The sequence below is a fragment of the Rhodoferax sp. ZS1R8 genome (assembly GCF_056521325.1).
Map to the genome: position 1 here is coordinate 191,828 of NZ_JBWMBA010000001.1, position 13,237 is coordinate 205,064.

Consider the following 13,237-nt stretch of genomic DNA (forward strand, 5'->3'; position numbering starts at 1 on the left):
GGGCGGCACCGAGGCGCCGCCTACGCTGCCTGGGTTCACCCCGGACGCAGCGTTTCATTCAAACCGATTCCCCAGCAAGGATTTCACCGGGGAAGACTGGGTGCGCGCAAGGTATCGGAGTGAGGGGTCCGTGCCGCTTGGTCGCGCAGAATCCGCGGGGAACTGCGCAAGGCTCGTCTGCAGGTTCAGGCGAGTGGCGCAGCCACGGATCCGGGCATGGCGGTGCAGGTACGCCAGGGCCAGGCTCCCCGGTCGCTACAACCCGTCAAAAAAATATGGTGAACGAACATGCGGCCAGTGTATCAAACCGGGCGATGCTGCCGATTACGCACCAAATAGGGGCAATCTCCGCAATAACCCTAGGTGTTACTAGTTGTAAACGGCGCAGAATATGACATTAAAACGAACAATCGTTTATTTCTGGATGGATATACCCATGCGTTTGATTCAAAAGTTTGTATTGGCCGCCGCCGCTCTGTGTTTCGGGGCCAGCGCCATGGCCGCACCACTGGTCATCCACGGCGTCAAGGTCCAGGAAACCGCCACCGTGGGCGGTGCGACACTGCAGCTCAACGGCGCAGGGACGCGTTACAAAGGTCCGTTCAAAGTCTACGTGGGCGACCTGTACACCAGTAAAAAGGTCAGCTCGTTGGACGAGCTGATCGCCGCACCCGGACCTAAGCGCCTGTCGATGACGATGCTGCGCGAAGTAGAGGCTGGCCCCTTTGGCAAGCTGCTCACGCGGGGTGTGGAAGACAATGTACCCAAGTCCGACATGTCCAAGCTGGTTCCAGGCCTGATCCGCATGGGCGACATCTTCACGACCAACAAGGTTTTGGTGCCCGGTGACGTTATTACGCTGGACTGGATTCCGGGCACCGGCATGGTGGTAACCGCCAAGGGCCAGGTGCAGGGCGAGCCGTTCACGTCGCCGGATTTCTACAAAGCCATGATGTCGATCTGGTTCGGATCTTCGCCGGCAGATTTCATGCTCAAGGACGCCATGCTGGGTACCAAGTAATCCCACCGCGGCGCTCTAAGCCGCCAGCGCCACGCGCATGGCGTCGATGACGCCCTTGTAGTCGGGCTTGCCAAAGATGGCGCTGCCGGCTACGAAGGTGTCCGCTCCGGCATCGGCCACGCGGCGGATGTTGTCGACCTTGATGCCGCCGTCCACCTCGAGTCGAATGTCCTTGCCGCTGGCCGTGATGCGCTTGCGCACGTCTTCGATCTTGCGCAGCGCCGAATCGATGAAACTCTGGCCGCCAAAGCCCGGGTTGACGCTCATGATCAGTACCAGGTCGATGTCGTCAATGACCCAGTCCAGCACATCCAGCGGCTCGGCCGGGTTGAACACCAGACCTGCTTTGACACCCTTGGACTTGATGGCCTGGATGCTGCGGTGCACGTGGCCCGACGCATCGGGGTGAAAGCTGATGTAGTCGGCCCCCGCATCGGCAAAGGCCGCGGCCAGCGCGTCTACCGGCGAAATCATCAGGTGCACATCAATGGGCACGGCCACACCGGCGACGGTCTTGGAATGGGGCTTGAGCGCCTGGCAGATCATCGGCCCGAACGTCAGGTTGGGCACGTAGTGGTTGTCCATGACGTCGAAGTGGATCCAGTCGGAACCGGCGGCGATGACGTTTTTGACTTCTTCGCCCAGGCGGGCAAAGTCGGCGGAGAGGATGGAAGGGGCGATGCGGAAGGTCATGGCAGGAGTTTAAGCCCCCACGCTCCGCCGTTGCACGGGTCGCTGCCCCCCGGGGGGGCTAAATCCGCTGGGGGCGGCCCGGCGCGGATTTGCTAAGCCCCCACGCTTCGCCGTTGCACGGGTCGCTGCCCCCCAAGGGGGCTAAATCCGCTTGGGGCAGCCCGGCGCGGATTTGTTAAGCCCCCACGCTCCGCCGTTGCACGGGTCGCTGCCCCCCAGGGGGGCGTCGCGCGCCTTGGGGCGGCCCGGCGGCGCGCGGTTTACACTCGTCCGCCATGGCCAAGTACCAATTTTCCGTCGAAGTTTTACCGCAATTCCTGCCCGAGCAGTCCGCACCGGACGAGGACCAGTATGTATTCGCGTACACCATCACCATCACCAACACGGGAGAAACTGCAGCCCAGCTGATATCGCGCACCTGGAACGTCAACGACGCCCGGGGCCACACCGAGAGGGTCAAGGGTCTGGGCGTCATCGGCCAGCAGCCGCTGCTCAAACCCGGCCAGTCCTTTGAGTACACCAGCGGCACACGCCTGCGCACGCCCACCGGTACGATGCACGGCAGTTTTTTCTGCGTGGCCGAAGACGGTGAAAAGTTTGATGCCGATGTGCCCATGTTTGTGCTCGACGCGCTGAGCGGCGAAGCCGGCGTGGGCGGGTCGCGTACCCTGCACTGATGACCCCAGACCATCCCACCCCCGCAACCTCGCCCGCGCCCGCACCTGCGGCCACGCTGCCCGACCACTCGCGCCGGCTGGACCTGTCGGCCATCCTGCAGGCCATGGACCCCGATGCCGACCAGGTGCACCGCCACCTGTGGCTGATTGCGCTGCTGGACTGGATACGCGGTGACCAGGCGTCCCCCGAAAAAGCCTCGGCGCGCATGGATATCTTTCTGGACGTGGTCGAGGCGCGGCCCGATGTGGCCGTGCGCCTGCAGGTCTGGTGGCGCACGCTGATTGATTCGGTGGACGGCACGACCCTGCTGTCCGACTACGGCTTCGCATCGCGCAACGCCTTCGTCAGCGAGTTCGTGGAGCGCCTGCACTACAAGCTGCTGCCGGTGTCGCCCGAGACGTCGGATGCGTCCGAGCTGTTCACGCTGGTCATGCCCAGCGCGCGCGATTCGCAGTGGCTGGCCGCGTTGTCGCCCTCCACGCTGGAGCGCCTGGCGCGCCTGCTAACCGCACCGGCCACCGGCCACCACGTGCAGGCCTACCCCAACCTGACCTACTGGCAAAACACGGTGCTGGAGGCCATTAACTTCTGCACCAGCCAGATCCGCGCCGCCGGCTTCTCGCCGGAGATACGCCTGCGCATGAGCGCGCCAGCGCTGGAGGCCAGCCCGTTTCACACGCTGTCAGCCGACTTCGATGCCCTGCGCGATGCGTGGCTGGCCCAGCTGGACGGCAGCGGTACCGCCGATGCCGTGGAGCACACCGTGCGGCATTTCCGCGCCAAGCTCGATGCCTGCCGCCACGCCGCAGCCACCGTCTACACCCACCTGGACGCGCACGGCATCTCGGTGGACCTGGTGTTCCGGCTGCGGCAGCTGCGCGAGCGCGTGCTGCGCATACGCGCGCTGCTGGACTGCCTGCTGGGCGAGCCCACGCATGTGCACACGGCACAACTCTTCTCGCACCTGGCCAGCGTGGGCCAGTACCAGCGCAGTCTGCGGGCGCTGTTCTCGCACAGCACATCGCTGTTGGCGGCCAAGGTGGCCGAACGCAGCTCCGAGGTGGGTGAGCACTACATCACCCGCACCCGCAGCCAGTACCGCGCCATGCTCAAGAGCGCGGCCGGTGGCGGTGCGCTGACGGCCCTCACCACGCTGCTGAAATTCACGATCGTCGCCGTAGGGCTCACCGCGTTCTGGCAGGGCTTCTGGTCTGGCCTGATGTACGCGGCCAGCTTTGTGCTGATCCAGCTGATGCACTTCACGCTGGCCACCAAGCAACCGGCGATGACGGCACCGGCCATGGCCGCCAAGCTGCGCGATTTCTCGGACGCCACGGCACTGCAAGAGTTTGTCGACGAGGTCACCCACCTGGTGCGCTCGCAGGTGGCGGCCGTGCTGGGCAATGTGGTCGTTGTGTTCCCGGTCGTGCTGCTGATATCTGGCGCCATACAGCTGGTCAGCGGCAAGCCGATGATCAATGCGGCCGAGGCGGACCATGTCTTCCATGCGCTGACGCTCTTGGGTCCCTGCCTGCTGTTTGCCGCTTTTACCGGCGTGCTGCTGTTCTCTGCCAGCATCGTTGCCGGCTGGGTGGAAAACTGGTTTGTATTGCACCGGTTGGACTCGGCCATACGCTACAACCCCCACGTCACCCGCCGCCTGGGCGCAGCGCGCGCCGACCGCTGGGCGCACTACCTGCGGCAGAACATTTCGGGCTTTGCATCCAATATTTCGTTGGGCTTCATGCTGGGCCTGCTACCACCCATACTCGGCTTTTTGGGCCTGGGGCTGGACGTGCGCCACGTAACGCTGTCCACCGGGCAACTGGCTGCGGCCTGCGCCAGCCTGGGCTGGGACGTGGTGCGCAACCCTGCGTTGTGGTGGGCGGCGGCCAGCATTCCGTTCATTGGCATGTTGAACCTGGGCGTCAGTTTCTACCTGGCCTTTAACGTGGCGCTTCAGGCCCATAGCGTCACCGGCCTGGGCCGCGTGCGCATACGCCGTGCCGTGCTGGAGCGGCTGCGCCAGGCCCCACTGAGCTTTCTGCGGCCCGCGCGCGAAGAAGGCTGAGCGCAAAGGGAAGGCCCATGGGCGAGTTTGAGCTGATCCAGCGCTTCTTCACCCGCCCCACGCCGCGCGCCGTGCTGGGCGTGGGCGACGACTGCGCGCTGCTGCAACCCGCACCCGGTATGCAGATGGCCATCTCCAGCGACATGCTGGCCTCTGGCCGGCACTTCTTTGCCGACACCGACCCGCACCGCCTGGGCCACAAGGCGCTGGCCGTCAACCTGAGCGACCTGGCGGCTTGCGGCGCACGGCCGTTGGCCTTTACGCTGGCGCTGGCCCTGCCCACGGCCGATGCCGCGTGGCTGGAGCCCTTTGCGGCCGGCATGCTGGCGCTGGCCGACGAACACGGCTGCGAGTTGATTGGTGGCGACACGACGCAGGGGCCGCTGAACATCTGCATCACCGTGTTTGGCGAGGTGCCTGTCGGCCAGCCCCAGCGCGCAGGCCGGCCGGCCACCCAAGCTTTGTTACGCAGCGGCGCACAGCCCGGCGACGACATCTACGCCAGCGGCACACTGGGCGATGCCCGGCTGGCGCTGGAGGCGCTGCAAGGCCACATCCAACTGCCCGACGCAGTGCTTGCTGCCGCCCGCCAGCGGCTGGAGCAACCCACGCCGCGCGTAACGCTGGGTCTGGCACTGCGCGGCGTGGCCAGCGCGGCAGCGGACATCAGCGATGGCCTGCTCGGCGACCTGGGCCACATCCTGCGGCGCTCGGGCGTTGGTGCAACGCTGCACACCGAAGCCGCTATACATTTGCTAGCGGCTTACGCTCACTCTACAAGGGCTAGCGGCCCATTTGGCTCTGATCTTTCGCCAGAAACGGCCCTGCGCTGCGTGCTGGCCGGTGGCGACGACTACGAACTGGTCTTTTGCGCCCCACCCCACCAGCGCACCGCCGTGCAGGCTGCGGCACAAGCCAGCGCCACACCGGTCGCCCGCATCGGGCAGATCGACGCAACGCCGGGCCTGCGCCTGGTCGATGCACAGGGAGCGCCAGTGGTCAACAACTTTGCCTCCTTCGACCACTTCGCCAGCTGAAGGGGCGAAGATGCAAGCCGGGCCATGCGAAGGTTTGGTGGCCGGTCGCACAGACCACTGCGCCGCTTGGCAATACCCTGGCAGGCAGACAGGTACGGTTCACACGGAACCAGTCCTTAGCAGCCGTGCCATGTCCGACCCTGAAAGGAATGCACATGAAAATCCGCAAAATCCTGCTGGCCGCTGCGATCTGCGTCGGGTCGCTCGCCAGCGTAGCCGTACCTACTGCGGCCCTTGCCCATACGTCGATATTCTTCAATTCCGCTCCGCCCGAGCCGCGCCGCGAGGTGGTGCCTGCGCCGCGCCGCGGCTATGTCTGGCATTCCGGCTATTGGGACCTGCGGGGCAACCGCCACGTGTGGCGTGCAGGCCATTGGGAACGCTCGCGCCGCGGCTACTACCTGGAACAGCCGGCCTGGGTGCAGAGCGGTGACCGCTGGGAACTGCGCCGCGGCCGCTGGAACCGGGGTGATGCCGACAACGACGGCGTGCGCAACGGCCGGGACCGTGCACCCAACAACCCCTACGTACAGTAGGCGGGCCTCCACGCGGGCGCCGCAGGCCGGGGCGTTCGCTAAACTTTGCGCATGAGCCGATTAGGACTGACCCGCGACAAGATCTACAAGACCGTAGCCCGCCAGCTGCATGGCGTGGTGCCCTGCTGGGTCTGTGGCCTGCCGGTGCTGCAGGCAGATGCCACGCTGGAGCACATCAAGCCTCTGAGCGAAGGCGGCAACAGCCACCTGGAGAACCTGGCCATCAGCCACGCGGTGTGCAACCACCAGCGCGGCAAAACGCCCTGATATTCCCGAAAAACCAGACCTTGCGCTGCCTGCGGCCGCTGATAATAGCGACGCCCTGCCGCCCACGATGGAAGCCCCGCCATGACCGAAACCCGACCCAGCCCCACCGAAGAAAACACCGGTGCCACCTTCCACATCAGCCGCACCGTCAACGGCCCGCTGGACGCGGTGTGGAAGGCCTACACCGAGCAGGAGCCGTTGATGCAGTGGTTCGGCCCCACCGGGTTCTCCATGCCGGTCAGCACGTTCGACCTGCGACCCGGCGGCATCTTCCACTACTGCCTGCGCACGCCCACCGGTTTCGAGATGTGGGGCAAGTGGACTTTTGTCGACATCGTTGCGCCCCACACGCTGTCCATGGTCGTTGCCTTTTCCGATGCCAACGGTGGCATCACCCGCCACCCGATGTCGCCCGCGTGGCCGCTTCAGACGCTGTCTACCACCACCTTTGAGGCCGATGGCGATGGCAAGACCCGCATTTCCATCGACTGGGCGCCCTACAAGTCAGACATCGACGAGATCGCCGTGTTCAAAGCCGGCCACGCCGCCATGGCCCAGGGCTGCAATGCCAGCTTTGAGCAGCTTGACGCCTATCTGGCCCAACTGCCCAGCCCGTGAGTCAGTCTGTGAGCCAACCCACCCGGCCCGACCCGTTTGCCGACCCCGTGACGGTGTTTGCGGCCGATGCCGGCCTACCCCCGCCCATGGCGCGGCCCACCGTGCGCTTCATGCTGGCCCACCCCGCGCACTGGATTGCGCTGGGCTTTGGCTCGGGCCTGTCCCGCATCGCACCCGGCACGGCCGGCACGCTGTGGGCCTGGGTGGCGTTTCTGGCGCTGGCCCCCTGGATGAACGATGCGCGCTGGGCCCTGCTGATTGCGCTGTCGCTGCCGGTAGGCTGGTGGGCCTGCACGGTGACCGCTCGCAACATGGGCGTGCTGGACCCCGGCAGCATTGTGTGGGACGAGGTAGTCGCCTTCTGGCTGGTGCTGTGGCTGGTCATGCCCACCGGCCCGGTTGGCCAGGTGCTGGCCTTTGGCTTGTTCCGTTTCTTTGATGCCGCCAAGCCCGGCCCGGTAGGCTGGGCCGACGCGCTGTACCACGACCTGGACCCGGCCACCGACCGTGGGACCTGGCGCAAGGCCGGCTTTGGGATCATGCTGGACGACATCGTGGCGGCCGGCTGTACGGTGCTGGTGGTCGCGCTGTGGCGGTTCGCCACATGACTGCACCGGCCACAGATCCGCTATCAAATTCAGAGCTGCTTACGCACGCTGCACGAGGGCTAGCGGCCGATTTGCTGATGAAGAATCAGTGGAAGCTGGCCACCGCCGAGAGCTGCACCGGCGGCATGATCGCCGCCTGCTGCACCGATGTGGCCGGCTCCAGCGCCTGGTTTGACCGCGGCTTTGTAACCTACTCCAACGCCGCCAAGACCGAGATGCTGGGTGTGGACGAAGAACTCATCTCCCACCACGGCGCCGTCAGCGAAGCCGTGGTGCGCGCCATGGTGCAAGGCGCCCAGCAACACTCGGACGCGCAGGTGGCACTGGCCGTGACCGGTGTGGCTGGGCCTGGCGGGGGCAGCGCCGCCAAACCGGTCGGTACGGTGTGGCTGGGCTGGGCGACGCCGGCCGGCGTGGTGACCGAGCTGCAGCACTTTGTCGGCGACAGGGCACAAGTGCGCGCAGCCACCTTGCAAAGGGCTTTACAGCGGTTGACCGAGCTACTGCAAGCGGCCTAACCCCCAGGCGTCCGGGCGGCAGGGCGTTTTGCGCAGGTAAAGGAGGAGGCCTTGCTCGCAAGGCCGGGGGACACGGAGCAAAACGCTCTGGCGCCCGGACACCTGGCCCCCCTTCTTCTAGGCCCGGATGAAATCCTGCAACCGCCGCCGCGGCGCTGGTTCAACCGGTTGCGCATAACCCACGCGCACCCACATTTGCACGGTCTCACCTGGGGCGCTAGCACCCGTCAGCGCGTGGATGTCGGCATAGGGTTTTTGCTGCTCCGCATACTCCTGCAGCGCCTGCGACAGCGGGTGCAGTGCCAGCCCCTGTGCCGTGGCCGCCAGTTGTGCGCGGGCATAGGCGCGGCCGGCATTGACCTGGGTGACACGGTCATTGCCCGGTGTGACCAACCACCAGAACCCGGGCGTGGAGGCCAGCTTGGCGTCGAAGTCCTTGATCTGGCTGGTGGTCGCGTAGTCATCCGGCTTGGGTGCGTTTTTGCGGTCGAACAGGCCCAGCGTGTCCATGGCCACGACCACGGGAGCCGTCAACGACAGGCCGTCGCGGTGGGCCGCGATCTCGGAGCGGCCGACGCGCAGCACGTCAAACGATTCCATGATGGTGCGTGGCACGGTCAGCTCAATGCGCCAGGCATCCAGCGCAATGCGGCGGTGCCGGGCCAGCGCGTCGGCACCCTGCTCCAGGCCAGCAAAGCCTGTGCGCACGGGTGTGGCACCGCTTGCCGCTGCACCCATCGCCGCCCAGGCCGTGGATGGCACGGCACGGTTGATGTCGTACTGGCTGCGGTTGGTGTGGCGCCGCAATATCTGTGCAAAAAGCGGATCCTTTTGCACGTTGGCGTCGGGCGTCAAGCGCACCATGGCCACCGGCCGCGCGTCCAGCTTGCCCGGGCCGAATGCGCCTTGGGGGAACAGCGTGGTGTCGGCACGCAAGCCCCGCTCGCGGGCGGCCAGGTCCAGCAGCTCCAGGAAGGTGCCGTGGCTCAGCATGATCTGGCGCGACAGCGGATCGGTCTGCGGCAGCACGCGCTTCAGATCGCAATACAGCGTGATCTCACCCGGTGTGCGCAGGTCGGCCACCCAGGACTGCAGGTTGTGCGAATGCGGCGCCAAGATGGCGTAGCTCAGCAGCCAGCGCCGCACATCGGCCTGCTGGGTCACATCGCTGCCAGGACCGGTCCACGCTTCAATGGCCTCCGGCGGCATGCCCTGTGCGCAGCCGGCCAGGCCCGCGGTTCCAGCAACAGCGATGGCAGACACTGCGCCACCGCCGACCAGGCGTATGAACTGGCGGCGGCGCAGCGGCTCGCCACGTTTGGGGTTATGGGGAGGAAAGTGCATAGGGTGCTCCGTATGGTTATGGCGCCTGGGCTTAGCGGGCCAGCGCGGCGCGGTGGACTGGGGTCAAACCTGTGCGGGGTGCCACCACCTCTGCCGGCAGCATGCCAAGATCCACCAGCGCGGCCTGCACGGCCTGGGGCAGCGGCGTAGAGGGCTCAGCGCCGATCAGCGCGACGAGCCTGGCATTGGCCAGCGCATGCGGGGCGTTCCACAGGTAGCGCATTTCCAGCAACGCCCGCCACGTGGGCATCAACAACGCGCCGATACGGATGATGGGCCACGGCAATTTGGAGAGTTTCAGCGCCGCACCTGGCGCTACCCAGCCCTGCGAATGGGCCAGCGGCGCCAGCACGTCCAGCCATCGCTGGCCGGTGATGCGGTGGCCGGCGAAGTGCAAGACCTCGAACGCAGCCAACTGCGCGCGCCGCTGGGCCACGGCCACAAACGTACGCGCCAGGTCCGGCAAGTAGGCCCAGGCCCGCGACACATCGGGCGCGCCCGGGTAGGTGAACTGGCCCTTGCGGATGTCCTTCACCATGGCCGTGTCAAACCAGGTGCCGGTGCCACCGCCAAAGAAGTCGCCAGCGCGGATGACGATGCTGCGCACGCCGGAGCGTTGCAGGCGCTGCTCCATCTGGATACGCACCTGGCCCTTGACCGTCTGCGCCAGTTGCGGCGTGTCCTCGCGCAGCACGGCGGGCATGGCAGCGCCAAAGTTGTAAACATTGCCTGGCACCATCAGTGTGGCACTGAGTGCCCGGGTGATGGCGATGGCCGCATCGGTCATCGGCAGCACCTGGGCCTGCCAGGCAGCGTTGGTGTAGGCCGGGTTGAGTGCGTGGACGACGACAGTAGCGCCCGCTGCCGCTTTGGCCAGGGCTGGCGTGTCGTTCAAGTCGATGCCCAGCCATTCGATGGAGGCTTCCTGGGGCCTGCTAGCCCCGGGGCGCGTCTGGCCGAGCACGCGCCAGCCGGCGTCGGCGAAGGCGCGGGCGGCGCTCAGGCCAAAGCGGCCGCGGGCGCCGAGAATCAAAACAGTGTTGGGGTTGGCTTGCATGGTGGTGTCTCCTGGGTGGTCGATGGAGTGATTGTGGAAACACCGGGCACTTTGCACAATTGCATATATGCTCACACCAGCTATGCAATATTGAATACCAAGAGACACCACATGCCCAACCCGAATGCCTTTGACTGGAGCCTGATCCGCTCATTCCTTGCGGCGCTGGACCAGGGCAGCTTGCTCGGCGCAGCACGCGTGCTGAAAACCAGCCAGCCCACGCTGGGCCGCCACATTGCCGAGCTGGAAAGCCAACTGGGCGTAGTGCTGTTTGAACGCACCGGGCGCGGCCTGGTGCCCACCGCCACGGCCTTGCAACTGGCCGAAGCCGCCCGTGGCATGGAGGCCGGTGCGCTGCAACTGACCCGCACACTGACCGGCGCGCAGGCCCAGACGGTGGGCACAGTGCGCATCACGGCCAGCCAGCCGGTGGCAGTGCAGCTGATGCCCCCACTGCTGGAACGCATGCGTGTGGCCCTGCCCGATATCCAGGTGGAGCTGGTGTCCAGCAACCAGGTGTCCAACCTGCTGCGCCGTGAGGCCGATATTGCGGTGCGCATGGTGCGCCCGGACCAGGGCACGCTGGTCGCAAAAAAGATTGGCGATGTCGGGGTGGGCGCCTACGCGCACCGCAGCTACCTGGGCCGGCGCAGCGCGATCCGCCAACCGCCGGACTTATTGCAGCATGACCTGATCGGCGGTGATACCGACACCGCCATCCTGCGGGGCTTCCAGGCCATGGGGTTCCCGGTGGGGCCAGAGGCTTTTGCGCTGCGCACCGACGACCTTATTGCGCAGTGGCAGGCGGTGTGTGCCGGTTTTGGCGTGGGTTTTGTGGCCGACTACGTGGCCCGCACCGAGCCCGACGTGCTGCGCGTGCTACCAGGCCAGCTGCCGATACCCGCGCTACCGATGTGGCTGGCCGTGCACCGCGAGATACGCACCAACCGCCGCATACGGGCGGTCTACGACTTTTTGGCCGAGGCGCTGCCGCAGGTGATCTAGAAGGTCTCCCAGTCGTCATCTCCACCGGCGGGCGCGGGCTTGGTCTGGGTCTTGGGCGCTGCTGCCGTGGGCCGGGGCGCTGCCGATGAAGGGTTGCCCGTTTTAGGGGTACTGGCAGATGTGCCGATGGCACGGCGCTCGTCGCCCTTGAAGGGCTTGGCCTGTGCGGGCGCAGCGCGTACCGCAGTGCGGGGCATGCCAGGCGCCCCCATTTGGCCGGCCACCTTGAAAAACGCGACCGATTGCACGAGTTCATTGGCCTGGCCTCTAAGACTGCCAGCCGCCGCTGCCATCTCTTCCACCAAGGCGGCATTTTGCTGCGTAGCCTGGTCCATTTGCGAAACCGCTTCGCCAACCTGGGCCACGCCGTTGGCCTGCTCGTTGCTGGCAGCGCTGATCTCGCCCATGATGTCGGTCACGCGGCGAATGGAGCTGACCACTTCGGCCATCGTGGTGCCCGCTTGGTCCACAAGGGTCGTGCCATGCTCGACACGCTCCACACTGGCATTGATCAGCTGCTTGATTTCTTTGGCAGCCTCGGCACTGCGGCCGGCCAGGCTGCGCACTTCACTGGCCACCACCGCAAAGCCACGGCCTTGCTCACCGGCGCGGGCGGCTTCCACCGCAGCATTCAGCGCCAAGATGTTGGTCTGGAACGCGATGCCGTCAATGACGCTGATGATGTCCGATATCCGGCGGCTGGACTCGTTGATGCCTTTCATGGTCTCGACCACTTGGCCGACCACCTCGCCACCCTTGATGGCAACAGTCGAAGCGCTTTGCGCCAACTGGTTGGCCTGGCGGGCGCTGTCGGCGTTTTGTTTGACGGTGGAGCCCAGCTCTTCCATGGATGCCGCAGTTTCTTCCAGCGCACTGGCCTGTTGCTCAGTGCGGGCTGACAGATCACTATTGCCCTGCGCGATTTCCGCACTGGCAGTGGCCACACCATCAGACCCCTGGCGCACGGTATTGACCACTTTCGCGAGGCTGATTTGCATGCTGGCCAGATGGGCCAACAAGCTGGTGGTATCACCAGGCTTGACCGGGACCAAATGGGTAAAGTCACCCAGGGCAACGGTGCGTGCCAACTCGGCTGCATCGCTGGGCTCACCCCCCAGTTCCTTGAGCAAGCTGCGAATGATCAAGTACGCAACGCCTACCGCCACAGCTACTGCCAACAAGCCCAAGGCCAACATCGCCGTGCGGGCTTGCTGGTATGTCTCAACACTTTCCTTTGCGGTAGCGTCCATCAGCTCCGTCTGGAAGTTAACCAGAGCGCTCAGTGCAGTGGTGTAGCCAGCCAGAGCCGTCCGCAAATCTCCCGCGAGAAATACCTTGGCCTCTTCCGCCTTGTCGGCGGTCGCCAAGGCCATCAGCGCATCCTGCCCAGCAACGTATTTGGTCCGTTGCTCCTTGACCTTTTGCAGCAACTCTTTGCCTTTTGGCATCACTATCAACTTATCCAACAGTTCGATGTTCTTGATGATGATGCCGCGCGCCGCCATCACGTTCTCGGCCTCTTTTTTGCGCTCAGCAGCGTCTGCTGCCAGCATCATGTTGCGCAAAGCAATGGCAATGGCGGCGGTCTGGTCCAGTACCGTGTTGGCTGCGTCGAGTTTTGGAAGGCGGTCATCGACGATATTGACGATTCCGTTTTCGATGCGATTCATCGAAAACAGGCCTACGCCCAATATCACCATCAGAAGGGCGCACACCACACCAAACCCCAGGCTCAGCCGCGCGCGCGCGGTCATAGAAGAACTTTTCATCTGTTGTCTCCAAAG

At 65.3% G+C, this 13,237-nt stretch carries 14 protein-coding genes; 10 read left to right on the top strand and 4 right to left on the bottom strand.

The genetic code is table 11. The annotated features are described in order from the left end of the window. Positions 1–436 precede the first annotated feature (436 nt). Positions 437–1,021, top strand: coding sequence for a chalcone isomerase family protein (locus AC097P_RS00920; protein WP_479608484.1), 585 nt, complete (start codon positions 437–439; stop codon positions 1,019–1,021). 15 nt (positions 1,022–1,036) lie between these two features. Here AC097P_RS00920 and rpe read toward each other — a convergent pair whose 3' ends face one another. Further along, a complete protein-coding gene (rpe, locus tag AC097P_RS00925) occupies positions 1,037–1,714 on the bottom strand; it encodes a ribulose-phosphate 3-epimerase (protein ID WP_479608485.1) in 678 nt (225 codons plus the stop codon). Between the two features lie 275 nt (positions 1,715–1,989). Between rpe and apaG the strand changes: the two genes are divergently transcribed. From apaG to AC097P_RS00965, 8 genes are all read left to right on the top strand, one after another. Then, positions 1,990–2,391: a Co2+/Mg2+ efflux protein ApaG gene (gene apaG, locus AC097P_RS00930; RefSeq protein WP_479608486.1), complete on the top strand. Its 402-nt coding sequence runs from the start codon at positions 1,990–1,992 to the stop codon at positions 2,389–2,391. Continuing rightward, positions 2,391–4,463, top strand: coding sequence for a site-specific recombinase (locus AC097P_RS00935; protein WP_479608487.1), 2,073 nt, complete (start codon positions 2,391–2,393; stop codon positions 4,461–4,463). Before apaG ends, AC097P_RS00935 begins: the two co-directional genes overlap by 1 nt. A gap of 17 nt (positions 4,464–4,480) precedes the next feature. Next, on the top strand, positions 4,481–5,500 hold the full coding sequence (thiL, locus tag AC097P_RS00940) for a thiamine-phosphate kinase (RefSeq protein ID WP_479608488.1): 1,020 nt from the start codon (positions 4,481–4,483) through the stop codon (positions 5,498–5,500). 155 nt (positions 5,501–5,655) lie between these two features. Next, on the top strand, positions 5,656–6,036 hold the full coding sequence (locus tag AC097P_RS00945) for a YXWGXW repeat-containing protein (RefSeq protein ID WP_479608489.1): 381 nt from the start codon (positions 5,656–5,658) through the stop codon (positions 6,034–6,036). 51 nt (positions 6,037–6,087) lie between these two features. Then, on the top strand, positions 6,088–6,303 hold the full coding sequence (locus tag AC097P_RS00950) for an HNH endonuclease (protein ID WP_479608490.1): 216 nt from the start codon (positions 6,088–6,090) through the stop codon (positions 6,301–6,303). Positions 6,304–6,384: 81 nt separating this feature from the next. Next, complete coding sequence (locus tag AC097P_RS00955) at positions 6,385–6,921, top strand: SRPBCC family protein (protein ID WP_479608491.1); 537 nt, start codon at positions 6,385–6,387, stop codon at positions 6,919–6,921. An 86-nt stretch (positions 6,922–7,007) separates the two neighbouring features. Continuing rightward, positions 7,008–7,529 (top strand): phosphatidylglycerophosphatase A family protein, encoded by a 522-nt coding sequence (locus AC097P_RS00960; RefSeq protein ID WP_479609447.1) that lies wholly within the window; start codon positions 7,008–7,010, stop codon positions 7,527–7,529. Further along, positions 7,526–8,047 carry a CinA family protein gene (locus AC097P_RS00965; RefSeq protein ID WP_479608492.1) on the top strand — a complete coding sequence of 174 codons (522 nt, stop codon included), beginning with the start codon at positions 7,526–7,528 and terminating at the stop codon, positions 8,045–8,047. The genes AC097P_RS00960 and AC097P_RS00965 overlap by 4 nt, the downstream gene beginning before the upstream one ends. Before the next feature lie 117 nt (positions 8,048–8,164). Here AC097P_RS00965 and AC097P_RS00970 read toward each other — a convergent pair whose 3' ends face one another. After that, positions 8,165–9,391: an Acg family FMN-binding oxidoreductase gene (locus AC097P_RS00970; protein ID WP_479608493.1), complete on the bottom strand. Its 1,227-nt coding sequence runs from the start codon at positions 9,389–9,391 to the stop codon at positions 8,165–8,167. A 31-nt stretch (positions 9,392–9,422) separates the two neighbouring features. Further along, complete coding sequence (locus tag AC097P_RS00975) at positions 9,423–10,448, bottom strand: NAD-dependent epimerase/dehydratase family protein (protein ID WP_479608494.1); 1,026 nt, start codon at positions 10,446–10,448, stop codon at positions 9,423–9,425. A gap of 111 nt (positions 10,449–10,559) precedes the next feature. Here AC097P_RS00975 and AC097P_RS00980 point away from each other — a divergent pair, with 111 nt between their 5' ends. Then, positions 10,560–11,453: a LysR family transcriptional regulator gene (locus tag AC097P_RS00980; protein ID WP_479608495.1), complete on the top strand. Its 894-nt coding sequence runs from the start codon at positions 10,560–10,562 to the stop codon at positions 11,451–11,453. Here the strand turns inward: AC097P_RS00980 and AC097P_RS00985 are convergent. Then, positions 11,450–13,222, bottom strand: a complete 1,773-nt coding sequence (locus tag AC097P_RS00985) for a methyl-accepting chemotaxis protein (RefSeq protein ID WP_479608496.1) — start codon at positions 13,220–13,222, stop codon at positions 11,450–11,452. The genes AC097P_RS00980 and AC097P_RS00985 overlap by 4 nt on opposite strands. Positions 13,223–13,237 lie beyond the last annotated feature (15 nt).